This is a genomic window from Acidovorax facilis (genome assembly GCF_023913775.1).
In the GTDB taxonomy this organism is placed as follows: Bacteria; Pseudomonadota; Gammaproteobacteria; order Burkholderiales; family Burkholderiaceae_C; genus Acidovorax; species Acidovorax facilis.
In genome coordinates, this window is record NZ_JAMXAX010000077.1 from 1 (window position 1) to 22,559 (window position 22,559).

The following is a 22,559-nucleotide window of genomic DNA, read 5'->3' on the forward strand; positions in this document are numbered from 1 at the left end:
CTGTACAACCACCAGTTACCGCAGTCAGCGCTCAAGAGCAGTACGCCGATGCAGGCGATGAAAGAGTGGTACCAGACCCACCCGCACCTGTTTCACAAGCGACCATATGATCGTACGGGATGCGACAGGTAGTCAACTGCCCGCTTCCGAATCCTTGGAACGTCCCTGAACCCCACTGGATCACGGTCAACTACGCCACATTCAAGCTATTCCACCTCAGCGTCTTATTTAGAGCAAGCGTCAGTTCTCTCCCCACATATTCAGAAGCGGTACTCGGCCCACACGAGGAACGGTTAAGGCAAATGATCTGGACGAAGAGTCCGGGTGAAGCTTGGGAATACCCAATTTGGGGACTTGCACTCGTGCATCACCAAACCTCCAGAATTGTTCAACTTGTCAGCCAAGTACAGCGAGGGCGGTTCGCAGGGCAACGTTGCTATGCCATCTGCTACGGAGGTGTGCAGTGGTGGATCGGGGTAAATTCCCACAGGAACATAGAACTAGAGAATATCTGCCTCCAAAAAGATGGTCGCATTCCAATCTCCACCATCAATTGGCAAGAACTCGGCCTTGTTCAATCTGCATCACGGCTGCTTCGCTAGACGCGGGGAATCCATGAGCTTGAACTGAGCAGCTCACTCTCGCCGCGCCAACCACACCCGCACAGGGTCCTCCGGCCGCAAGGTCACATGCAGCTTCGGCACACACACCGCCACCCCCTCCGGCAACCGCAGCCGGTACCGCTGCAGCAACATCGCCGCCAGCAGCGTCATCTCCAGCATCGCAAAGTGCTGCCCGATGCAGACGCGTGGCCCCACCCCAAACGGTATCCACGCACCCTTGGGGATGGCCGGGGCGTCGTCCAGAAAACGCTCCGGCACAAAGCGGTCGGCCTGGGCAAACCAGCGTTCATCCCGGTGCAGCACCCAGGGCGTGATGCGCAGCATGGCGCCCTTGGGCACCTCCACGCCGCCCAGCGTGATGGGTGCGGTGGTGCGCCGGGTCATCAGCGCGGCAATGGGCGGGTACAAGCGCAGCGCCTCCTTGAGCGTGGCGGACAGAAAGGGGAGCTGGGCCAAGTGCTCGGGGCCGGGCGTCTGGCCGGGGGGGAGCACGCTGTCCACCTCGGCCTGTGCGCGTTGCGCGGCCTCGGGGTGTTCGGCCATCAGGCGGCTCCACCACAGCAGCGTGGTGGCGCTGGTCTCGTGCCCGGCCTGGAAGCTGACCATGCACTGGTCGAACACTTCCTGCGGCGACAGCGGCTCGCCGGTGGATTCGTCGCGCAGCGCCAGCAGCATGTGCAGCAGGTCAGTGCGTGGCGGGGCGCCTGCTGAATCTGCCGCATCCCGGCTGCGCGCACCGATGTGGCGCTGCACCAGCCCCTTGAGTGCCTTGAGCGCGCGCCGCTTGGCGGCCTTGCCGGGCAGGGGCAGCCAGTCGGGCAGCGTGAAGGGCGTGAACATTTCGCGGAAGGCTGTCTCCGACAGCGTCTGCGTGGCCCAGGCGGCATCGCGCGCGTCGGCCTGGGCCGATTCGCTGAACAGCGTGCGCAGGATCACATCCATGGCCACATCGGTCCAGAGCGTGTCCATGGGCACCAACGCTTCGGCCTGGCCTGCGGGCACGGCAGCATCGAGCGCGCTGCGGGCGGCATCGGTCATGAGCTGCGCGTAGCCCGCCACGCGTTTGGGGGTAAAAGCAGGCATCAACATGCGGCGCTGGCGCTGCCAGGTGTCGCCCTCGGTCACCAGCACGCTCTGGCCGAACACCTGCTCGAACACGGCGATGCCGCGCTCCCAGCGGATCAGGTGGTCTGCGTGGGTGACCAGCGCCTCGCGCACGAGGTCGGGCGACAGGAGGTCCCAGGCATCTTCGTTGCCCACTCGCATGCGGGTCAGGTCGCCATGGTCGCACTGCAGGCGGGTGACAAAACCGAGGTAATCGGCCCGCATCTCCCACAGCAGAGGCAGACCCCACCAGCGGCTGGCCGGGCCGCCGGGCTGAAGGCGCCTGGCTGGTGCGGGGTGCACGGCGGGGGAAGGTGTCGCTGGCATCGATGGGGTAGTGGCGGTGGTGGTGGCGTGGTTCATGGCGTGCATGTTGCGGCGCAACAGCAGCTGGGTATTGAACGAATTCGACATCGCCCCTGGCCTACACTCGCGCCCCATGGCAACCCTGGTCCCACCTTCCGCACGGCATCCGCAGGGGCTGATCCCCTCGGGCCAGCTGTGGCTGCCGCGCGCCAGCCTGTCGGCCTGCCTGCGCGGCACCATGGTGCGCAGTACGGTGGGCCACACGCTTCGGGATGAGCAACGCATCAACCGCTTTCCGGCCACGCCCCTTTGCAGCCTGAGCTGGTGGTTTGAAGGTCGCAGCGAAGCCCTGGTGGCAGACCGCCCCGACACCCTGCCCGGCCTGCACAGCCCGCGCGAGGCGTATCCCGGCCGCTGGGTGCTGGCGGGCCCCCAGACCCGGCCCAGCGCCAGCTATTGCGCAGCGCCCACCCACGCCATGATGGTGATGTTCATGCCCGACGCGCTGCACCAGCTCACCGGCCTGGAGCCCGAGGCGCTGACTGACCGTTTCGTGGATGCGCAAACCGTGCTGCCACCCGACTGGGTCGCGATGTGCGAAGCCGTGCAGCACCAGCCGGGTAATGCCGCCCGCATGGACTGCCTGGAGGCGTTTCTGGAACCCCGCTGGCAAGCCTGCCGTCCCGCGCAGGCGCTGCAGGTGCAGCGCTACGGTGACTGGGCCATGCACCTCGCGCAGCGCGCCGCCATCTCGGCTCCCGGCCGCAGCCTGCGCCAGCTGGAGCGCCGCATCAAGCGCTGGGCCGGACTGCCGCTGCGCGAGCTGCGCGGCTTTGGCAAGGCCGAGCAGGCGTTTTTCGACACCATCGCTTCGGACGCCGCGAAGGGCACCGTGAAATGGGCCGATGTGGCGGCAGGCGCGGGCTTCTCGGACCAGTCGCACCTGTGCCGCGTCACGCGGCGCATCACCGGCTATGCCCCACAGGCGCTGTACGACGGCATCTACGGCGACGAGGCGTTCTGGGCATATCGCATCTGGGTGTAGTGGCCAGGGTAGCTGCAGCCGCCCGGCTGCGGCACGCCACAGTACACGCCCGACCGGGCACACCCGCCACGTATCATCCCCGCCATGCTTGCCAAGTTGATGAGTTTCCTTCTGCTGGGGATCGTGCGGTTTCTGACCGGTTCCCAGGCCCGCTGGTACGGCTGCCCGCCCAAGGCCGAGCAGCGCATTTATTTCGCCAACCACCAGAGCCACGCCGACATGGTGCTGATCTGGGCGGCGCTGCCCGAGGAGCTGCGCAGCATCACGCGGCCCATTGCCGCCAAGGACTACTGGACCAAGACGCCGTTCCGCCAGTGGATCACCACCGCCGTGTTCAACGCCGTGTATGTAGACCGTCAGGCCACGCCTGCGCGGCCCCCGGCTCCCCTGGCGGCGGAGCCGGTGGGCGTGCTGGAGGCCCTTGCCACCGCCGCCAGCGACGCGGACACCGCCATGGCGGGCGGCCCCGATCCGTCGCCCGAAGCCCCGCCCCGCGCGCCCACCCCCGAGGGGCTGCGCGCAGCCCTGCCCGAGTCCGACCCGCTGGCCCCGCTGGTGCGTGCGCTGGAGAGCGGAGACTCCATCGTGATCTTTCCCGAAGGCACGCGCGGCCATGGCGACGAGCCGCAGCCGTTCAAGTCGGGCCTGTTCAAGCTGGCGCAAATGTTCCCGCAGGTGGTGCTGGTGCCCGCCTGGATCAACAACGTGCAGCGCGTGATGCCCAAGGGCGAAGTGGTGCCAGTGCCCATCCTGTGCTCAGTGACTTTTGGAGAGCCCGTGCAGCTGGAAGCAGGTGAAGAGCGTCGCCCGTTCCTCGACCGGGCACGCCGTGCAGTCATCGCGCTCAGGGAAGTCTGAACATGAACAACTTCCTCCGCAATTTGACTGCCACCCAGCAGGTCGGTGCCCTGTTCCTGGTGATGTTTGGCATCCTGTCCGTCGTCACCATCTGGGCCTTCGTACGCAATCTGCGTGAACACGCCAGCGACGACCCTGAGTCCGAAGCCCGCATTCTCGAAGCCAAGCGTTTCTGGGGGCTGCTCAAAACATCCTGGATGATGGCTTCCGTCTTCTGGATTGGCTGGGTCCTGGGCGACACGGTAGCCACCGTGCTGTTTGCCATCGTGGGGTTTTTTGCGCTGCGCGAGTTCATCACGCTCTCGCCCACGCGGCGTGGCGACCACCGCAGCCTGGTGCTGGCGTTTTTTGTGGTGCTGCCGCTGCAGTTCTGGATCGTGGGCAGCAAGCACTTTGACCTGTTCACGGTGTTCATCCCCGTCTACGTGTTCCTCGCCCTGCCCGTGGTGAGTGCGCTGGCCAACGACCCGCAGCGTTTTCTGGAGCGCAACGCCAAGCTGCAGTGGGGCATCATGGTCTGCGTGTACGGCATGAGCCACGTGCCCGCGCTGCTGCTGCTGGACTTTCCGGGCTACCGCGACAAGGGCGCGTTTCTGGTGTTTTTCCTGGTGTTTGTGGTGCAGACCTGCATGCTGGTGCAGCACCTGCTGGGGCGGCGCTTTCCGCACAAGCCCGTGGCGCCGCAGGTGAGCCAGAGTTTTCAGTGGACGAGCTGGCTGGCCGGTGTGGCGGCCGGGGGGCTGGCCGGCGGGCTGCTCACGTTCATCACCCCGTTCAAGCCCGGCCAGGCGCTCGGTATGGCGCTCCTGGCTTGCGTGGCGGGCAGCCTGGGGCACCTGGTGATGAAGGCCCTGAAGCGCGACCGGGGGATCACCAGCTGGGGCATGCAGGGCATGTCGGTCACCGGTGCGGGTGGCCTGCTCGACCGGGTGGACGCGCTGTGTTTTGCGGCGCCGGTGTTTTTCCATTCGGTGCGCTGGTACTTCGGTCTGTAAATGAACCGACCCAGAAATTTTCAAGTAAATTGGCATCTAGCGCTTTACCAACAAGCGATAGCAGCTATCAAATAGTGAGCAAATGCGCATCTTAGGCATCGACCCCGGCCTGCAGACCACCGGATTTGGCGTGGTAGACATGGACGGCCACAAGCTCAGCTACGTGGCCAGCGGCACCATCCGCACCACCACGCTGGCGCTGGGCGATCTGCCCGGGCGCCTGAAGATCCTGTTCGACGGCATCACCGAAGTGGCGGCCCGCTATGAACCCGATGTGGCCTCGGTCGAGATCGTGTTCGTCAACGTCAACCCCCAGTCCACCCTGCTGCTGGGCCAGGCACGGGGCGCCTGCATCACGGCCCTGGTGGCGAGCAATTTGCCGGTGGCCGAATACACCGCGCTGCAGATGAAAAAAGCCGTGGTCGGCCACGGCCGCGCCGCCAAGAGCCAGGTGCAGGAGATGGTGCGGCGCCTGCTCAGCCTGCCCGGCGTGCCGGGCACCGACGCAGCCGATGGCCTGGGCATGGCCATCACGCATGCGCATGCGGGTGCTGCCATGGGGCGGCTGGGCGAAGCCGCGACGCTGAACCGGCGCCAGCACGCGATGTACAAGGGTGGGCGGAGTTACTGACCCCAGGCGAGCCAAAGCACCGCCGCGCGGATAGGCGCCCACGGCCGCGGGGATGTCGAAATGTGCGGACAAAAAAATACCGCGCCCGAAGACGCGGTACTGCCCCACCAGGCTTTAGCAACAGCGAAAGGTCAGGCCACCTGCGTCTTCATCCGGTCCGCCCGCTCCTTGGGTGACGGATGGGTAGACAAAAAGCTGGTCGAATCCCCGCCCGACATGGCGGCGAGTTTTTCCAGCGCAGTGACGCAAGCGGCGGGCTGGTATCGCTTGGCCTTCATGAAGCCCATGGCGTAGTCGTCAGCCTCGCGCTCGTTGCTTTGCGAATGCTGGGCGCGCACCACTTTCTCGAACAGGTCACCCAGCTGCGAGCTGGCAATGGCACCGGCCTTGCCGTTGCTCGACGCCACGGCATTGCGCAGCGCGCTGGTGCGCAGGGCGGTCTGGATGCGGGCCTTGGTGTGGCCGGCCTTGACGTGGCCGATCTCGTGGCCGATCACATAGCGCACTTCATCGTCGGTGAACTTGTCCATCAAACCCGAATACACCCGGATGGTGCCGTTGGCCATGGCAAAGGCGTTGATCTCGGGCGTGAGGTAGACCTTGAAGTTCATCTTGAGGCCGTCGTGGGTGCCCAGGCCCGAGGTGAGTTTGGCCAAACGCTTGGCATAGGGGTTGCCTGCCGGAGCCACCTGGTTCTGGCTGTCCATCTCGGCGGACATCTGGTCGAACGTGCTCTTGAGTTCCTCGTCCGACAGGCTCTCGGACTTGGCCAGGTCCTTGCCTGCATCCAGCATCTTGCCCAGGTCAAACTGCGCCCACACGGGCGATACGGCGCTCACGCCGGAAGCCAGGGTTACGAGCGTCAACAATTTACGGCGGTCCATGGGGGTTCCCTCTCTGACGTGGTCAGCTTCTTGATTGGTCTTGAATCGATGGGTCGATTGTGTTTTTGCGCAACCAACTGCAAGCAATGGTTGGCGCGCGCCGAAGGATAGCCACGCCAACGGCGTTTCTCGCTGGCGGCCATGTCTTCAGATGTAAGAACTGTGTGCCGATGCTGGCGAGCGGGCCGAAACGGTGGGGGCTGGGCCAGGTTGCGGCGCTGGAAATCTTCGCAAAATTCAGATAAAAATGGCCTTAGCGCTTGTTTATCAAGGGTTTTAAGCTATCAAAAACAGAGCGGCCATTCACACAGCGCCGACTGGCCCTGGCCGTGCCTGTGTACACCGCGCCCCAAGGTATCAGCGCCCCAGGCCCCGCTTGAGTTCCTTGAGCAACAACAGCACCTGATTGGACGCATGGCGGCAGCTGCTATTGAGCAGTTGCACGGCCTTTTGCTGCTCGCCCGCCTGGAACGCAGTCACCACATCGGCCGCCTGCTGGTGAAAGTATTTGTGCCGGGCCACCAGCATGTCGAACGCGGGGTAATGCCCCAGCCGCACGCGCCCCGTGCCATAGAGCCATCGGCCCAGGTCGCAGCGGTCGTCCTGGCAGATGCGTTCGGGCCGCATCACTTCCTGCGAGCGGCCATTGACCATGTCCTGCAGCTGCAGGCGCCAGCGCTCATGGCTGGCAATGGCCGCGTCGATATCGATTTCGGTCATGAGCATGGAGGCGTACTCGGCGTCCAGCACCAATTCGCTGCCGTTGTCTTCCATGGCCCAGGTGGTGTCAGGGCTGGTGGGATCTTGCTCCCGGATCTTGAACAGACGACTGAAAAAACCCATGCTTGGTCCCTGTGGAGGCACCCCGTCCGCCAGCACCAGGAATGGTCCTGCCGGAAATGCCTTGAAACATTCTGTGGGGCGCGCGCGCTTTTGGCTACCAAAAAATGACCTCTTGGTAAAAACCGTGCGCGTCAACCCTTCTGGCCCTGCCAGCTCTGCCCCGGTAGCCAGCAGCAATGTGGCGAGGGCCAGACAATGCACGGATGACTTCCACTGCTCAACGCCCCGCCCTGTCCATGCTCGACCTCGTCGCCGTCCGGGAGGGCGGGACCGTAGCCGATGCGCTGCAGATTGCCCTGCGCACCGCGCAACATGCTGAAAAGCTGGGTTTTGCCCGCTACTGGCTGGCAGAGCACCACAACATGGCGGGCATTGCCAGCTCAGCCACCGCCGTGCTGGTGGGCCATATTGCCGGTGGTACCTCGCGCATCCGTGTGGGTTCTGGCGGCGTGATGCTGCCCAACCACGCGCCTCTGGTGGTGGCCGAGGCCTTCGGCACCCTGGCCGAGCTGTACCCGGGCCGCATCGACCTGGGACTAGGGCGCGCGCCGGGCACGGACCCCACCACCATGCGCGCACTGCGCCGCAGCCGGGTAGAGACAGCCGATGATTTTCCGCAGGACGTTGCAGAGTTGCAGCGCCTGCTGGCCCCGGCCGAACCAGGCCAGCGCCTGATTGCCATGCCCGGTGCGGGTACCAACGTGCCGATCTGGCTACTGGGCTCCAGCCTGTTTTCGGCGCAACTGGCGGCGGAGCGCGGGCTGCCGTATGCCTTTGCCTCGCACTTTGCCCCGCGCCTGCTGCACCAGGCCATTGACCTGTACCGCAACCTGTACCGGCCGTCCGCCGCCTGGCCCCAGCCCTATGTGGTGATCGGGGTGCCGCTGATTGCAGCCCCCACGGATGAAGAAGCGGAGTTTCTGGCCAGCAGTACCTACCAGCGGGTGCTGGGCATCCTGACCGGCGACCGGCGCCGCCTGCTGCCGCCCGTTGAGAACTACGCCGCGCGTCTGCAGCCCCAGGAGCGCGCCGCGATTGGCGACTTTCTGGCCGCTGCCGTGATCGGCGGGCCGGACACGGTGCGCGCGGGCCTTGCACAGCTCACCGAAGCCACCGGGGCCAATGAACTAATGCTCGTGAGCGATGTCTACGACCCAGCTCTACGCCTGCGCTCACTGGATATTGCGGCACAGGCCCACGCCGAAGCGTGGGAAACCTGCCAAGCCCCTTGAGGAGGGCCGGGGGAGGGCTTAGCTCTTTTGCCCGGTGTAGACGAAGGTCTCTGCCTTGCTCGCACTCTGCCCCATGATCAAGATCGCTTGGGTGGTGTCGTTGTACAGAACGACGTGCTGGACGACAACGCCATCGCCCACGGGGCAGGCGGCCCCACTGAAGGTGAGCGGCAGATCAAACACGTTCCGGCCGCTGGCGCGGGGCACCACGGTGCCGCGAATGGAGCAACCCGGGTAGGAGGGAATCGACACCAATCCACCGGTGGAAATGGAAACCGACACCAGGGGCTCCCGCACCTGGTTGCCAATGCCGGTGCCGGAATATGTACCCAGCAACTCGCTCACGACAGCAGGCTGCTCGTAGAGCACGCCATAGGTACCGGTGAACTTCACGCCCTTGGAATCCGTGACCTGCACCGAATCCCGCACCGCGTACTTGCCGCTATAGCTGACCGCCACCGTCGTCCGGCTGGCAAGGTTTGCCTCATCCACCACATTGAGATAGCGCCCGGTGCCAGAGACAACATCTGGGCCCGACGTCTGAACGGCGCCTTGCGATATGCCCACCACGGCGCCCACTGCATCGGTCAGGATGCTCCAGGATTCGCCGTTCTCCAGCACCACACCCTGCACATTCAGAGGGTCGGTGGTCGCCCCGGTCCACAGGCCTTCCACGCCGGTGACCACGGTCGCAGGAGGCTTTGGCGCAGGTGGCGCCACATCATCCCCGCCTCCGCCGCAAGCAGATAACACCAAAGCGGCAACCAGTCCTCCCAGGGCAGTCGTCTTATTCACTTTCTTCTCCTTTGTGAGTCAAATCTGGGGGGCTGCGCCATGGCGCGGCCCCAACTGCCGCATCTTAAGCGCAGGCACCGCAAGCGGCACACGGCAAAATAGCATACGGTGGCGGGCCGTCTCACCCACGCCACATCGGGTTCGAGGAGAACTTCATCAGAGGCAGCCACCCTTTCCAGCCATCCAGTTTCGATGGCTCCAACGCCGCGCCGGTGTTTTATCGCGCCAGGTAGCCGCCATCCACCGGGTAATACGCCCCGGTCACAAACGACGCCTTGCTGGACGCCAGCCAGGTCACCAGCTCGGCCACCTCTTCAGGTTGCCCCAGGCGGCCGATGGGGTGGGCGCCCACCAGCATCGCGTTGATGCCAGCATCCTGCTCCAGCCCGCTGATCATGGGCGTATGGATAAAGGCAGGCCCGACGGCATTGATGCGCACGCCATGGGCGCTGTATTCAATCGCAGCCGCCTTGGTCAGCCCCACCACACCATGTTTGGCCGCGGTGTAGGCCGGGGCGGTGGCAAAACCCACCGATCCCAGGATGGATGCCATGTTGATGATGGAGCCGCCGCCATTCTTGAGCATGGCTGCGATCTGGTATTTCATGCCGTAAAACACGCCGGAGAGGTTGATGTTGATGACCTGGGCCCAGCCATCCAGGGGGTAATCGGCCGTGGCCGCCTGCGGGCCGCCGATGCCCGCGTTGTTGCAGGCGATGTCCAGCCGGCCGTAGTGGGCCACGGTGCGGTTCACCAGCGCTTCGCAGTCCTCAGGCTTGCCCACATCGGCAGCCACAAAAATGGCATCGCCCCCGGCTGCGCGTACCAGCGCCGCCGTTTCCTCACCCGCCTGCACATTCACATCCGACACTACCACCTTGGCGCCTTCGCGTGCCCACACCAGCGCAATGGCACGCCCAATGCCCGACGATGCCCCGGTGACCAACGCAACCTTGTTCTTCAGCATGAAAGACTCCTTGTTCATTCAGAACACCTGCAACCCGATGCCACAGATCGCTTTTCATTCTGCGCGCCCAATGCGTCAGCGCCTTGACCTGGGTCATCCCGCTGGCAAGGGTACTGGCCCACAGCCATGGGCCTTGGGTACCGGCTACCATCAGGGGCTGCAAGGTTTTCGCCCGCATCAGCCTGTTGTGTGACCGCCTGATTTCCACGCCACCGCCATACCGCCCGCACCCGCATGCCTGCTTTTTCCTTTGAAGCCCTGGACGCCCAGGGCCAGACCCGCAAGGGCCTCATGGAGGCCGACACCGCCAAGGCCGCGCGCAGCCTGCTGCGAGCCCAGGCCCTGGTGCCCCTGGCGGTAGAGCTGGTGCAGACCGGCCAGTCGCTGGATGGCAGCTCGGCCAGCCTCAGCCAGCGCCTGTTCACGCGGCCCGTGTTCAGCGCCACGGGCCTTTCGATCTGGACGCGGCAGATTGCCGGGCTCGTGTCTTCCGGCCTGCCGCTGGAGCGCGCCCTCACGGCACTGTCTGAAGAAGCCGACGACGAACGCCAGCGCCACCTGGTGGCCGCACTGCGCGCTGAGGTCAATGCCGGGGCCACGTTTGCGCGCGCCCTGTCGCAGCACCCGCGCGAGTTTTCCGATATCTACTGCGCGGTGATCGGCGCGGGCGAGCACAGCGGCAACCTGGGCCTGGTGCTGGAGCGCCTGGCCGACGACCTGGAAGAACGCCAGGCGCTCAAGGCCAAGCTGGTGGGCGCAGCGCTCTACCCCGCCATCGTGACCATCGTCGCTATCGTGATCGTGCTCTTCCTCGTGGGCTACGTGGTGCCCCAGGTGGCCAGCGTGTTTGCGGGCACCAAGCGGGCGCTGCCGTTTCTGACCGTGGCCATGCTGGGCATCAGCGCTTTTGTGCGCAGCTATGGCTGGATGATGCTGATTGCTTCTGTTTTGATCGCTTTTGGCACACGCTGGGCGCTGACCATCGGGCATATTCGCGAAAAATTCGATGCCGCCTGGCTCAACCTGCCGCTGGTGGGCAAGCTGGCGCGCGGCTACAACGCGGCGCGTTTTGCGGGCACCTTGGCCATGCTGGCGGGTGCGGGCGTACCCATCCTCAAGGCGCTGCAGGCCGCCGCCGAAACGCTGAACAACCGCGCCCTGCGCGCCGATGCACTCGAAGCGCTGGTGCTGGTGCGCGAAGGTGCGCCCCTGGCCTCGGCGCTGGCGCAGAAAAAGCGCTTCCCCGGCCTGCTGTCCATGTTTGCGCGCCTGGGCGAGCAGACGGGGCAACTGCCGGTGATGCTGCAGCGCGCCGCCAGGCAGCTTTCCACCGAGGTCCAGCGCCGCGCCATGGCGCTGGCAACCATCCTGGAGCCTTTGCTCATCGTCGGCATGGGCCTGATCGTGATGCTCATCGTGCTGGCCGTGCTGCTGCCGATCATCCAACTGAATCAGTTCGTGAAGTGACTTTATGGCCGTGACCCTGGACGACAAGCTGGTGGTGGCGATCTCATCGCGGGCGCTGTTCAACTTCGAGGAGGAAAACCGCGTCTTCGAGCACGAGAGGGATGACCGCGCCTATGTGGACCTGCAGCGCCAGCGCCTGGACGTGCCCGCCGCGCCCGGCGTGGCGTTCTCGCTGGTGCGCAAGCTGCTCGCCTTCAACACCTCGGAGCACCAGCGGGTGGAGGTGGTGCTGCTCTCGCGCAATGACCCGGTCAGTGGCATGCGCGTGTTTCGCTCCTGCAACGCCCATGGCCTGCCCACTATCCAGCGCGGCGTGTTCACCCAGGGGCGTGACCCTTTTCGCTACCTGCGACCGCTGGGCGCACACCTGTTCCTGTCTGCCAACGAGGCCGATGTGCGCGAGGCGCTGCACCTGGGCTACCCGGCCGCGCGGGTGATCACCGAATCGGTACAGGCAGGCGACGCCAACCCGCAGGAAGTGCGCATTGCCTTTGACGGCGACGCCGTGCTGTTCTCCGATGAGGCCGAGCGTGTGTACCAGGCCGAAGGCCTGGCCGCCTTCCAGCAGCACGAAACCGACAAGGCCGCCCTGCCTCTGCCCGATGGTCCGTTCAAGCCCCTGTTGGCGGCGCTGCACCGACTGCAATCCGCCGGAGAGGCCGGCGGCACCACCGGCATGCGCATCCGCACCGCACTGGTCACGGCGCGCAGCGCCCCGGCGCACGAACGCGCTATCCGCACGCTGATGGACTGGAACATCGATGTGGACGAAGCCATGTTCCTGGGTGGCCTGCCCAAGGGCGAATTCCTGCGCGAATTCGAACCCGACTTTTTCTTCGACGACCAGACAGGCCATGTGACCTCAGCCGCCCGTCATGTGCCAGCCGGGCATGTGAGCAGCGGTATCTCCAACCCCCTGCGCCCTGCCGACGGTTAACCCGGGGCCGGACACGGACCCACGTTCCTTCGAAAAGTTTTGCAATCCCCTGCAACTCCCGGTGAAAGCTGCAAGCCTTGGGTTGCATTCCGCCCACGCACGCCCAGCTGTGCCAACATCGTTGCCAGTCCACAGAAGGAGCCTGTTTTGCGCATCAGATTTTCCCTGACCGCCTGCGTGATGAGCACCCTGGCGACAGCCTTGGGCACCACTGCGCTGGCCATGCCCCCTGCAACTGCGTCGGCACCGCCTGCACCCGCTGCCAGCACCCCCGCGGAATCCCAGGCAGCCCTGACCAAAGGCGAGATCAAGGCCATGCGCGAGTTCAAGATGCTGGACTTCAATGGGGACGGCAAGCTCAGCCGCACCGAGGTCAAGCTCTTTCCCCGCCTGGCCGCCGCGTTCGACGATGCAGACACGGACAAGGATGGCTACGTGTCGTACGAGGAAGTGCGGGCCTTTGCCGCCAAGTACCGCGCGGAGCGGGATCAGCAGCGGGCGGCCCAGGCAGCGGCTCCCGCTTCATCGCCCCGGCCTTGAGGCCAGAATGGGGCAAAAATTGAATGAAATAAGGCTCCAGCGCTTATCAGTTATGCGTAAACAGCTATAATTTTAGGAGCAAAACCCTCACAAGCCGCCAGTGCGCTTGATCTTGGGGTCCGAGTAGGTCAGCGGCTCGTTCTTGACCTGCTGGGCCATGCGCTCCTGCAGGGTCATCTTGTTGATGTCCTGCGCCACCTCCACCGCACTGCCACTGGCCCGCCACATCGACTGGATCAGTTCCAGCAGTTGTTTGTAGATCGGCTCCTTGGGGGGCTCGGGCGGTTCTTCCACGGTGTCTTTTTTCTTGACCTCGGTCCAGTCCCGGTTTGCTACGTCGGGCGCGGAGGGCTTGTCGGGCTCGCGCACGATGGCGCCCTCGCCCAGCCGGTCCATGGATTCGACGGGATTGGATGCATTGATGGGCCGCACCAGCGGCGCGCCAGAGGCGCCAGTGGAATACAAATCAGCGCCCTGAGGACGCCAACTCGGCGATCGGTCGACAGGTGGCATTTGCATGGCAGTGGCCCCAATGGTTGATGAATAGATATGCTCGAAGTGCAGAGGCTTTTTCGCCGTCTTCGTAATCTATTACGGCAAAAAGAAGGGGAAATTTAGGTCTTTTTCACCGATTGGCTCAAATTTAGGGTTTTCCCTAATCTTTGTCACCCTTTTGGGAGCATGCGGGGGCCGGATCGGCTCACAGCCCACCGATTGCACTCATTCCCGCACCGGGTCTGGAGCTACTGGCTTGTGGGGGAGCGGGCACGGCAGGGCTTGGCACTGCCGTTGTACCTTGCCGGTGGAGACACCGGGATGACCCCGTACAGGGTCAGATCAGAGAAAGCGTTCCAGCAACCGGCGCGAATGCCGGTCCAGCGCCGTGGTGTCTTTGACGCGGAACTGCACGCCGTCGCCCCCGGCAATCAGCAAGCGGGTGCGTCCGCCCAAGCGGCGGATGTCTTCCTCGGCCTTGAGGACGAGGCTGGCAGGGCCCCGGTCCGTCTCCACCTGCCAGGTGCTGGGGGTGGAGAAGCTCGATACTGCAATGATTTTTTCGATAGTGGGCACAAACTCTCGCACTTCCAACTCTTCTTCGATGAGCTGGCGGGCGGGGGCTGGCAGCTGGTCCAGCCGGTCGATCCACAGCAGTTCGTGGCCGTCAGATCCGATCAGCGAGAGCCCTTCGGCGGGTGCCGCGATGGGGAAGGCCCGCACGGGCGTGACGCCCTCGTGGGCCGTGCCGTCGGCCAGGGTCAGAACCAGCCGACCGTGTGGATTGCGCGCCAAGGTGAACGTGGCGGAGGCGGTGGACGGCGATTGCGGGAAGGAAGGGGTGTTCATGGCGTTTTCCTGCAGTGCAGTCATCACGGGTTGCCCGCAGGGTGGGCGGGGTGCAGCAGGCTGCTGTCGATGATGACGCCGGCCGCCTGGGCGTCTTCTTCAGCACGGCGCGCCTGGGCTTCGTAGAGCCGCCAGTAGGCGCCCTGCTTCTCCATGAGTTCGTCGTGCGGCCCGACCTCCACCACTTCGCCCCGGTCCATCACTACCAAGCGGTCGGCTTTGCGCAGGGTGGACAGGCGGTGGGCGATGGCAATCGTGGTACGGCCCTGCACCAGGTTGTCGAGCGCCTTCTGGATTTCCTTCTCGGTCTCGGTGTCCACGGCCGAGGTGGCCTCGTCCAGGATCAGGATGCGCGGGTCGATCAGCAATGCGCGGGCAATGGAAATGCGCTGGCGCTCGCCGCCCGAGAGGCCCTGGCCGCGCTCACCCACGAGTGAGTCGTAGCCATGGGGCAAGCGCAGGATGAATTCATGGGCGTGCGCAGCGCGGGCCGCCGCCACGATCTCCTCGCGCGTGGCCTCGGGCTTGCCGTAGGCGATGTTCTCGGCAATGGTGCCGAAGAACAAGAAGGGCTCCTGCAGCACCAGACCGATGTGGCGGCGGTAGTCGGCCACAGCGAAACGGCGGATGTCGATGCCGTCAACCTGGATGGAGCCATCGCTCACGTCATAAAAACGGCTGATCAGGTTGACCAGCGTGCTCTTGCCTGAGCCGCTGTGGCCCACCAGGCCGATCATCTCGCCGGGGCGGATATCCAGATCCAGCCCCTTGATGACTGCGCGGCTGCCGTAGCGAAAGCCCACGCCCTGCATGGTGATCGCGCCCTGAACCTTGTCCACCTTCACGGGTTGGGCCGGATCGGGCACGTTGCTCACATGGTCCAGGATGTCGAAGATGCGCTTGGCGCCAGCGGCGGCCTTTTGCGTGACCGAGACAATGCGGCTCATTGAATCCAGCCGCCCGTAGAAACGGCCGATGTAGGCGATGAAGGCCGTGAGAACACCCACCGTGATCTGGTTGCGCGACACCAGCCAGATGCCGAAGCCCCACACCACCAGCAAGCCAATTTCAGTGAGCAGCGACACGGTGGGCGTGAACAGGCTCCAGGTCTTGTTGAGCTTGTCGTTGACTTCCAGGTTGTGTTGGTTGGCGTCGCGAAAACGCTGGGCTTCGCGCTTTTCTTGCGCAAAGGCTTTCACGACCCGGATGCCCGGGATGGTGTCGGCCAGCACGTTGGTCACTTCGGACCATACGCGGTCGATCTTTTCAAACCCGGTGCGCAGACGATCGCGCACGGTGTGGATCATCCAGCCAATGAAGGGCAGCGGCACCAGCGTGACCAGCGCCAGCCATGGGTTGATGGAGAACAGAATGGCCGCCGTCATCATGATCATGAGCACGTCGGTCACAAAATCCAGGGCGTGGAGGGACAGGAAGACGTTGATGCGGTCCGTCTCCGAGCCAATCCGCGCCATCAAATCTCCCGTGCGCTTGCCGCCAAAGTAGTCCAGTGACAGGCGCAGCAGGTGCTCGTAGGTGGTGGTGCGCAGGTCGGCGCCAATGCGCTCGGACACCAGCGCCAATATGTAAGTACGCGCCCAGGAGAGGCCCCAGGCCGCCAGCGCCGACAGCAGCAGGCCGCTCAGGTACAGCAGCACCAGGCCGGGTTCGATCTGCTTGCCGTTCTGGAACGGGATCAGGATGTCATCCATCAGCGGGATGGTCAGATACGGCGGCACCAGTGTGGCGGCGGTGGACGCCAGCGTCAGCGCAAAACCGGCGGCCAGTTGCTTGCGGTAAGGCCGGGCAAAGCGCCACAGGCGCAGCAGCACCCAGGTGGAAGTTTGGGGCGGCTGGGCGCGGGCGCAGGCCGGGCATTCATCGGTGTCGGGCGGCAGGGGCGTGTGGCAGGTGGGACAGGCGGGTTCGTCGGCCTCGTCCTCGGCGCCGTTGTCGCCCCGGGCGCTTTGTTGCTCAAAACGCTGCAGCAGACGCAGGGCCTGGGCGTGGTGCGCCAGGGTAAAGCGCCACAGCGCCAAGCGCTCGCGAGGGCTGTGCAGCTCCAGCGAGCCCACACCGCCATGGTCCTGCAGCTTGAGCGCCAGGCCATCGCCCAGGGGCCAGCTGCGCCAGGCCGTGGTGCCCGCATCACAGGTCAGCAGCCGTTCAGACGTCACCACCACCCAGCCTGCCGCAAAGCGCAGCGCCGTGCTCAGGTCAACCTGAAGCGCTGCCAGTACGTTTTCCTTGGAAGCGAGCATGGCCCGCAAATCGGCCCCCAAAGGGCCAGAAAAGACACCCGAGGCGTCCACAGAATGGTGATGTTGCATTTTTGGTTGGGTTTTCCGCCCCCGGCTGCCTGCGGTGACCGATCTCGCGAAAGCGCGAATTCTCCCCGATACTGCATGCCACGGTGCGACGGCATCCTCATTTAACGCCTCTGACGCTCATTTGGCTGACACTGCGCACAGCCTCAGGACTGGAGCACAATCCTCGTCCACAAAAGTTTCCTTTCACAGTTTCTTCCTCTCCCGCATAGCCCTTACCCGGCCGGACCAACTCACCCGCTGCAATCCACGGCGAAACTCAACGACATCCAACTGCTTCGCATCAACTACCTGCGCGGCCCCAATATCTGGACCTACCGGCCTGTACTGGAAGTCTGGCTGGACCTGGGCGAGCTGGAGGACTACCCCTCCAACCTGCTGCCCGGTTTCAACGACCGACTTACCGCCTGGCTGCCCGCACTGATCGAACACCACTGCGGCGTGGGCGAACGCGGTGGGTTCCTGCAGCGCCTGCAGGAAGGCACTTGGTGCGGCCATGTGTTGGAGCACATCGTGATCGAGTTGCTCAACCTGTCGGGCATGCCCACCGGTTTTGGCCAGACCCGCAGCACCAGCCAGCGTGGCGTATACCGCATGGTGTTCCGGGCGCGCGACGAAAGCGTGGCGCGCGTGGCGCTGGCCCAGGGCCACGCGCTCATCATGGCCGCCATCAACGATGAGCCGTTTGACGTGGCTGCCGCCGTGGCCCGTGTGCGCACCGAGGTGGACGACCAGTACCTTGGCCCCAGCACCGCCTGCATCGTCACAGCCGCCACCGACCGGGGCATCCCGCACATCCGCCTGAACGACGGCAATCTGGTGCAACTGGGCTATGGCGCCAGCCAGCGCCGCATCTGGACGGCTGAGACCGAGTTCACCAGCGCCATCGCCGAAGGCATCGCCAGCGACAAGGACCTGACCAAGAGCCTGCTCAAGTCCTGCGGCGTGCCCATCCCCGAGGGCCAGGTGGTCAACAGCCCCGAGGAAGCCTGGGAAGCCGCCCAGGACATCGGCCTGCCTGTGGTGGTCAAGCCCTCTGACGGCAACCACGGCCGGGGTGTGACGTTGGATCTGCACAAGCAGGCAGACATCGAGGCCGCCTACCACGTGGCCTACCCCGAGGGCAGCGACGTCATGGTCGAGAGCTTCATCCCCGGCGACGAGCACCGCCTGCTGGTGGTGGGCGGCAAAGTGGTCGCAGCGGCACGTGGTGAAGTGGTCACCATCACCGGCAACGGCCGCTCCACCGTCAAGGAGCTGATCGACACCCAGCTCAACTCCGACCCGCGCCGTGGCTACGAAGAAGAGTACCCGCTCGAAATCATCGACCTGGCCACTGACACCAAGGTGCAACTCGAACTCAAGCGCCAGGACCTGGGCGCCGACTCGGTGCCCGCCGCTGGCCGCCAGGTGGTGGTGCAGCGCAACGGCAACGTGGCCGTGGACTGCACGGACGACGTGCACCCCGAGGTGGCCTACATCGCCCAGTTGGCGGCTAAGGTGGTGGGGCTGGACATCGCCGGCATCGACTTGGTGGCCAAGGACATCTCCAAACCCCTGCACGCCCAGGGCGGTGCCATTGTCGAAGTGAACGCAGGCCCTGGCCTGCTGATGCACCTGAAGCCCGCCGTGGGTGCACCGCGCCCTGTGGGCCAGGCCATTGCAGAGCATCTGTTCCCGTCGGAAGACGATGCGGGCCAGGCAGGCCGCATTCCGCTGGTGGGCGTGGCGGGCACGCGTGGCACGTCAACCATCGCGCGGGTCGTGGCCTGGCTGCTGCACCTGAGCGGCCACCACACGGGCCTGGCCTGTCGCGAAGGGCTGTTCCTAGACCGCCGCTGCGTCGAATCGACCGATTGCGCGCACTGGGAGGCCGCCCACCGCCTGCTGATGAACAAGACCGTGCAGGCCGCCGTGATCGAAAGCGACGCGCGCACCATCCTGCGCGACGGCCTGGCCTACGACCGCTGCCAGGTGGGTGTGGTCACCGACATGGACGGCGTGGAAACGCTGGCCGAATTCGACGTGCACGAACAGGACCAGATGACCAAGGTGATGCGCACCCAGGTGGACGTGGTGCTGTCGGAAGGCGCAGCGGTGCTCAACGCTGCCATCCCGCAAGTGGCCGACCTGGCGCCGCTGTCGGACGGTGCCGTGGTGCTGTATGCCCAGGACGCCACCCTGCCCGTGATCGTGGAACACCGCGCCAAGGACAACGGCCGCGCCGTGGTGGTGAAGAACGGCCGCGTGGTGCTGGCCACGGGCAGTGCAGAACATGTGCTCGGTTCGCTGGCAGACCTGACCTTTGGCCGCAATGCCGTGGCGCCCGACACCGACGCCCTGCTGGCTGCCATCGGCACGGCCTGGGCGCTGAACATTGCCCCTGACCTCATCGGCGCTGGCATCAAGACCTTTGAGCCCGAACTGGTCCCCACCACCGCACTGCGGTCGTGATGGCACCTCGCGCATTAGCTTTAGTTTGTTGTTTGACCTCGCATCCCACGACCTGAACAGGGCCTCAGCGCCCTGATGGACCACTGAAAGAGACTTCCATGGATGTATCCCGCACCCGGGCCCTGCGTGGCCCCAACCTCTGGAGCCGCCACATGGCCATCGAGGCCGTGGTGACCTGCGCCGAAAACGAGCGAGCCGTGGGCCAGATGGCCGGGTTCGAAGCCCGCCTGCGGGCCCTGTTTCCCGCCATCGGCGCGCTGCACCCCGAAACCGGGGGCGGCGATGTCTCGCTGGCCCATGTGCTGCAGACTGCCGCCCTGGCATTGCAGGCGCAGGCAGGTTGCCCTGTCACCTTTGCGCGCACCACCGCCACCACCGATGCGGGTGTGTACCAGGTGGTCGTGGAATACAGCGAAGAGGCCGTGGGCCGCAAAGCCTTTGAGTATGCGCAGCAACTCATCAAGGCAGCGCAAGGCGAAGGCAATTTTGATGCCGACACCGTGATTGCCGAGCTGCGCGAACTCGACGAAGACGAGCGCCTGGGCCCCAGCACCGGCTCCATCGTGGACGCCGCCGTGGCGCGCGGCATCCCCTACCGCCGCCTCACGCGTGGCAGCCTGGTGCAGTTTGGCTGGGGCTCCAAGCAGCGCCGTATCCAGGCGGCCGAGGTCGACTCGACCAGCGCCGTGGCTGAGTCCATCGGCCAGGACAAGGACCTGACCAAACGCCTGCTGCATGCGGCCGGTGTGCCCGTGCCGCTGGGCAAGCCGGTCGAAAGCGTGGACGAAGCCTGGGAAGTGGCCCTCAAGGTCGGCCTGCCCGTGGTGGTCAAGCCACAGGATGGCAACCAGGGCAAGGGTGTGACGGTCAACATCACTGACCGCGCCCAGCTCGAAGAAGCCTACAAGAACGCCGCCGAATACGGCACCGTGATGGTCGAGCGCTTTTTGCCGGGCCATGACTTCCGCCTGCTGGTGGTCGGCGACCAACTGGTGGCCGCTGCACGCCGCGAGCCGCCCCAGGTGCTGGGCGACGGCCAGCACACGGTGCGTGAGCTGGTCAACCAGGTCAACCTCGACCCACGCCGGGGCGAGGGGCATGCCACCTCGCTCACCAAGATCCGGCTCGACGACATTGCCGTGGCCCGCCTGGCCATGCAAGACCTGACGCCCGACTCGGTGCCCGCCAAGGGCCAGCGCGTCGTCCTGCGCAACAACGCCAACCTCTCTACGGGTGGCACCGCCACCGACGTGACTGATGATGTGCACCCCGAGGTTGCCGCACGCGCTGTGGCCGCCGCCCAGATGGTGGGCCTGCACATCTGCGGCGTGGACATGGTGGCCGAGACCGTGCTGCGCCCGCTCGAAGAGCAAGGCGGCGGCTTTGTGGAAGTGAACGCCGCCCCCGGCCTGCGCATGCATCTCGCGCCCAGCTACGGCAAGCCCCGCAACGTGGGTCAGGCCATGGTGGACAAGCTCTACGCCCATGGCGACGATGGGCGCATCCCGGTGGTGGCCGTCACCGGCACCAACGGCAAGACCACCACGGCCCGCCTCATCGCCCACCTGTTCACCGCCCAGGGCCTGCGCGTGGGCATGACCAACACCGACGGCGTGTACGTGAACGGCCGCCAGATCGATAGCGGCGACTGCAGCGGCCCAAAAAGCGCGCGCAACGTGCTGCTGCACCCCGAGGTGGATGCAGCCGTGTTCGAGACCGCCCGTGGCGGCATCCTGCGCGAAGGCCTGGGGTTTGACCGCTGCCAGGTGGCCGTGGTGACCAACATCGGCGCGGGCGACCACCTGGGCCTGAACTACATCACCACGGTGGAAGACCTGGCCGTACTCAAGCGCGTGATCGTGCAGAACGTGGCCACCACAGGCTACGGCGTGCTCAACGCGGCCGACCCCATCGTGGCCGCCATGGCGCCCGCCTGCCCTGGCAAGATCATCTTCGTTGCGAGCGACCGCCACCATCCCGTGATGGCCACGCACCGCGCTCAGGGCCACCGCACGGTGTATGTGGATGGCGACTCCATCGTGGCTTCGGAAGGCTCGTGGCGCGAGACCATCCACCTGCGCGACGTACCCATCACACGCAACGGCAAGATCGGTTTTCAGGTCGAGAACGTCATGGCGGCCGTGGCCGCCGCCTGGGGCGTGGGCATGCCCTGGCAGACCATCCGCCGGGGCCTGTCAGGCTTTGTGAACGACAGCGACAACGCGCCCGGCCGCTTCAACATCATGGACTACCGGGGCGCCACCGTGATTGCCGACTACGGCCACAACCCCGACGCCATGCGCGCCCTGGTAGGCGCCGTGGACGCCCTGCCCGCCAAGCGCCGCAGCGTGGTGATCAGCGGCGCGGGCGACCGCCGCGACGAAGATATCCGCGACCAGACCGTGATCCTGGGCGCCGCATTTGACGACGTGATCCTGTACCAGGACGCTGCCCAGCGCGGCCGTGCCGATGGCGAGGTGATGGCCCTGCTGCGCGAAGGCCTGGCAGGCGCATCACGCACCACACACGTCGAAGAGATTCGCGGTGAGTTCATCGCCATTGACGCCGCCCTGGCGCGCCTGCAGCCCGGCGACCTGTGCCTGGTACTGGTGGACCAGGTCGAAGAAGCCCTCGCCCACCTGGCCCAGCGCTGCACCGAAGCCGGGGCCGCTGCGTGATGGCCCTCAAGCAAACGGCCACCTCGGCGCTGCTGGCCCTGGCCGCAGCAACCGCCTGGGTGGGCGCAGCTGGCACAGCGCAGGCAGCGCCTGGCGAAAAAATCGGCACGGTGGACACCGCCTTCCAATGGATCGGCCGCGACCACGACATCCTCGTGGAAGCCTATGACGACCCCGGCGTACTGGGCGTGACCTGCTACGTCTCGCGCGCCCGCGTGGGCGGCATCAAGGGCACCCTGGGCCTGGCCGAAGACCGCGCCGAAGCCTCGATTGCCTGCCGCCAAGTGGGGCCTATCAGCTTCCCCGAGCCGCTCAAGAAGCAGGAAGAGGTGTTCAGCGAACGCATGTCCATCCTGTTCAAACGCCTGCGCATCGTGCGCATGGTCGACCCGGCCCGCAACACGCTGGTCTACCTCACCTACTCCGAAAAACTCATCGACGGCTCGCCGCAGAACAGCGTGACCGCCGTGCCGGTGGACCGGGCCATGGCCATCCCTCTGCGCAAATAAGCGGGCAAGGCCGTACACCA

19 protein-coding genes and 1 pseudogene are annotated in these 22,559 nt (G+C 65.3%); 12 read left to right on the forward strand and 8 right to left on the reverse strand.

Translation table 11 applies throughout. From position 1 onward, the window contains the following. Positions 1–132: pseudogene (locus NFX52_RS19105) on the forward strand (IS481 family transposase); the annotation flags it as partial. A 503-nt stretch (positions 133–635) separates the two neighbouring features. Here the strand turns inward: NFX52_RS19105 and NFX52_RS19110 are convergent. Beyond that, entirely contained in the window at positions 636–2,141 is a 1,506-nt protein-coding gene (locus NFX52_RS19110) for a cytochrome P450 (RefSeq protein ID WP_252635783.1), read from the reverse strand. Positions 2,142–2,166: 25 nt separating this feature from the next. Here NFX52_RS19110 and NFX52_RS19115 point away from each other — a divergent pair, with 25 nt between their 5' ends. The 4 genes from NFX52_RS19115 to ruvC all read left to right on the forward strand — a co-directional run bounded on the left by NFX52_RS19115 (position 2,167) and on the right by ruvC (position 5,562). Beyond that, positions 2,167–3,078, forward strand: coding sequence for a helix-turn-helix domain-containing protein (locus NFX52_RS19115; RefSeq protein ID WP_238385815.1), 912 nt, complete (start codon positions 2,167–2,169; stop codon positions 3,076–3,078). Between the two features lie 84 nt (positions 3,079–3,162). Then, complete coding sequence (locus NFX52_RS19120; RefSeq protein ID WP_252635784.1) at positions 3,163–3,936, forward strand: lysophospholipid acyltransferase family protein; 774 nt, start codon at positions 3,163–3,165, stop codon at positions 3,934–3,936. Positions 3,937–3,938: 2 nt separating this feature from the next. Then, a complete protein-coding gene (locus NFX52_RS19125; protein WP_055395967.1) occupies positions 3,939–4,931 on the forward strand; it encodes a phosphatidate cytidylyltransferase in 993 nt (330 codons plus the stop codon). An 82-nt stretch (positions 4,932–5,013) separates the two neighbouring features. Further along, positions 5,014–5,562, forward strand: a complete 549-nt coding sequence (gene ruvC / locus NFX52_RS19130; RefSeq protein ID WP_055395965.1) for a crossover junction endodeoxyribonuclease RuvC — start codon at positions 5,014–5,016, stop codon at positions 5,560–5,562. A 131-nt stretch (positions 5,563–5,693) separates the two neighbouring features. On the opposite strand, the gene NFX52_RS19135 is transcribed toward ruvC, so the two are convergent. Both NFX52_RS19135 and NFX52_RS19140 read right to left on the reverse strand, forming a co-directional pair. Then, a complete protein-coding gene (locus NFX52_RS19135; RefSeq protein ID WP_055395963.1) occupies positions 5,694–6,446 on the reverse strand; it encodes a M48 family metallopeptidase in 753 nt (250 codons plus the stop codon). A 357-nt stretch (positions 6,447–6,803) separates the two neighbouring features. Continuing rightward, positions 6,804–7,289 carry a CZB domain-containing protein gene (locus NFX52_RS19140; RefSeq protein WP_055395973.1) on the reverse strand — a complete coding sequence of 162 codons (486 nt, stop codon included), beginning with the start codon at positions 7,287–7,289 and terminating at the stop codon, positions 6,804–6,806. Between the two features lie 203 nt (positions 7,290–7,492). Here NFX52_RS19140 and NFX52_RS19145 point away from each other — a divergent pair, with 203 nt between their 5' ends. Continuing rightward, positions 7,493–8,521, forward strand: coding sequence for an LLM class flavin-dependent oxidoreductase (locus tag NFX52_RS19145; protein ID WP_055395961.1), 1,029 nt, complete (start codon positions 7,493–7,495; stop codon positions 8,519–8,521). A gap of 18 nt (positions 8,522–8,539) precedes the next feature. On the opposite strand, the gene NFX52_RS19150 is transcribed toward NFX52_RS19145, so the two are convergent. Then, a complete protein-coding gene (locus NFX52_RS19150) occupies positions 8,540–9,316 on the reverse strand; it encodes a hypothetical protein (protein ID WP_156358642.1) in 777 nt (258 codons plus the stop codon). Positions 9,317–9,533: 217 nt separating this feature from the next. After that, positions 9,534–10,283 carry an SDR family NAD(P)-dependent oxidoreductase gene (locus tag NFX52_RS19155; RefSeq protein ID WP_055395971.1) on the reverse strand — a complete coding sequence of 250 codons (750 nt, stop codon included), beginning with the start codon at positions 10,281–10,283 and terminating at the stop codon, positions 9,534–9,536. Between the two features lie 234 nt (positions 10,284–10,517). On the opposite strand from NFX52_RS19155, the gene gspF reads away from it, so the two are divergent. From gspF to NFX52_RS19170, 3 genes are all read left to right on the forward strand, one after another. Continuing rightward, positions 10,518–11,750, forward strand: a complete 1,233-nt coding sequence (gene gspF, locus NFX52_RS19160; RefSeq protein WP_055395957.1) for a type II secretion system inner membrane protein GspF — start codon at positions 10,518–10,520, stop codon at positions 11,748–11,750. 4 nt (positions 11,751–11,754) lie between these two features. After that, positions 11,755–12,687, forward strand: coding sequence for a 5'-nucleotidase (locus NFX52_RS19165; protein ID WP_055395955.1), 933 nt, complete (start codon positions 11,755–11,757; stop codon positions 12,685–12,687). Between the two features lie 222 nt (positions 12,688–12,909). Then, positions 12,910–13,227: an EF-hand domain-containing protein gene (locus NFX52_RS19170; RefSeq protein ID WP_369801331.1), complete on the forward strand. Its 318-nt coding sequence runs from the start codon at positions 12,910–12,912 to the stop codon at positions 13,225–13,227. Between the two features lie 87 nt (positions 13,228–13,314). Here the strand turns inward: NFX52_RS19170 and NFX52_RS19175 are convergent, their stop codons facing one another. The 3 genes from NFX52_RS19175 to NFX52_RS19185 form a co-directional block, all read right to left on the reverse strand. Beyond that, complete coding sequence (locus NFX52_RS19175; RefSeq protein WP_252635785.1) at positions 13,315–13,746, reverse strand: hypothetical protein; 432 nt, start codon at positions 13,744–13,746, stop codon at positions 13,315–13,317. A 318-nt stretch (positions 13,747–14,064) separates the two neighbouring features. Next, positions 14,065–14,571, reverse strand: coding sequence for a cyanophycin metabolism-associated DUF1854 family protein (locus NFX52_RS19180; protein WP_055395969.1), 507 nt, complete (start codon positions 14,569–14,571; stop codon positions 14,065–14,067). Between the two features lie 23 nt (positions 14,572–14,594). Further along, positions 14,595–16,901, reverse strand: coding sequence for a cyanophycin metabolism-associated ABC transporter (locus NFX52_RS19185; protein ID WP_055395950.1), 2,307 nt, complete (start codon positions 16,899–16,901; stop codon positions 14,595–14,597). Positions 16,902–17,138: 237 nt separating this feature from the next. Here NFX52_RS19185 and NFX52_RS19190 point away from each other — a divergent pair, with 237 nt between their 5' ends. The 3 genes from NFX52_RS19190 to NFX52_RS19200 all read left to right on the forward strand — a co-directional run bounded on the left by NFX52_RS19190 (position 17,139) and on the right by NFX52_RS19200 (position 22,539). After that, complete coding sequence (locus NFX52_RS19190; RefSeq protein WP_252635787.1) at positions 17,139–19,352, forward strand: cyanophycin synthetase; 2,214 nt, start codon at positions 17,139–17,141, stop codon at positions 19,350–19,352. Positions 19,353–19,450: 98 nt separating this feature from the next. Next, positions 19,451–22,030, forward strand: a complete 2,580-nt coding sequence (gene cphA / locus NFX52_RS19195) for a cyanophycin synthetase (RefSeq protein ID WP_055395947.1) — start codon at positions 19,451–19,453, stop codon at positions 22,028–22,030. Then, positions 22,030–22,539 (forward strand): CreA family protein, encoded by a 510-nt coding sequence (locus NFX52_RS19200; protein WP_055395945.1) that lies wholly within the window; start codon positions 22,030–22,032, stop codon positions 22,537–22,539. The genes cphA and NFX52_RS19200 overlap by 1 nt, the downstream gene beginning before the upstream one ends. Positions 22,540–22,559: the final 20 nt, after the last annotated feature.

What these genes read in the sequence shown, in the direction of transcription:
- NFX52_RS19140 (WP_055395973.1), bottom strand. Translation starts at nt 7,289, where the DNA reads ATGGGTTTTTTCAGTCGTCTGTTCAAGATCCGGGAGCAAGATCCCACC.
- NFX52_RS19165 (WP_055395955.1), top strand. Translation starts at nt 11,755, where the DNA reads ATGGCCGTGACCCTGGACGACAAGCTGGTGGTGGCGATCTCATCGCGG.
- NFX52_RS19110 (WP_252635783.1), bottom strand. Translation starts at nt 2,141, where the DNA reads ATGTCGAATTCGTTCAATACCCAGCTGCTGTTGCGCCGCAACATGCAC.
- ruvC (WP_055395965.1), top strand. Translation starts at nt 5,014, where the DNA reads ATGCGCATCTTAGGCATCGACCCCGGCCTGCAGACCACCGGATTTGGC.
- NFX52_RS19155 (WP_055395971.1), bottom strand. Translation starts at nt 10,283, where the DNA reads ATGCTGAAGAACAAGGTTGCGTTGGTCACCGGGGCATCGTCGGGCATT.
- cphA (WP_055395947.1), top strand. Translation starts at nt 19,451, where the DNA reads ATGGATGTATCCCGCACCCGGGCCCTGCGTGGCCCCAACCTCTGGAGC.
- NFX52_RS19180 (WP_055395969.1), bottom strand. Translation starts at nt 14,571, where the DNA reads ATGAACACCCCTTCCTTCCCGCAATCGCCGTCCACCGCCTCCGCCACG.
- NFX52_RS19135 (WP_055395963.1), bottom strand. Translation starts at nt 6,446, where the DNA reads ATGGACCGCCGTAAATTGTTGACGCTCGTAACCCTGGCTTCCGGCGTG.
- NFX52_RS19170 (WP_369801331.1), top strand. Translation starts at nt 12,910, where the DNA reads ATGCCCCCTGCAACTGCGTCGGCACCGCCTGCACCCGCTGCCAGCACC.
- NFX52_RS19175 (WP_252635785.1), bottom strand. Translation starts at nt 13,746, where the DNA reads ATGCAAATGCCACCTGTCGACCGATCGCCGAGTTGGCGTCCTCAGGGC.
- NFX52_RS19120 (WP_252635784.1), top strand. Translation starts at nt 3,163, where the DNA reads ATGCTTGCCAAGTTGATGAGTTTCCTTCTGCTGGGGATCGTGCGGTTT.
- NFX52_RS19125 (WP_055395967.1), top strand. Translation starts at nt 3,939, where the DNA reads ATGAACAACTTCCTCCGCAATTTGACTGCCACCCAGCAGGTCGGTGCC.
- NFX52_RS19115 (WP_238385815.1), top strand. Translation starts at nt 2,167, where the DNA reads ATGGCAACCCTGGTCCCACCTTCCGCACGGCATCCGCAGGGGCTGATC.
- NFX52_RS19200 (WP_055395945.1), top strand. Translation starts at nt 22,030, where the DNA reads ATGGCCCTCAAGCAAACGGCCACCTCGGCGCTGCTGGCCCTGGCCGCA.
- NFX52_RS19145 (WP_055395961.1), top strand. Translation starts at nt 7,493, where the DNA reads ATGACTTCCACTGCTCAACGCCCCGCCCTGTCCATGCTCGACCTCGTC.
- NFX52_RS19185 (WP_055395950.1), bottom strand. Translation starts at nt 16,901, where the DNA reads ATGCAACATCACCATTCTGTGGACGCCTCGGGTGTCTTTTCTGGCCCT.
- gspF (WP_055395957.1), top strand. Translation starts at nt 10,518, where the DNA reads ATGCCTGCTTTTTCCTTTGAAGCCCTGGACGCCCAGGGCCAGACCCGC.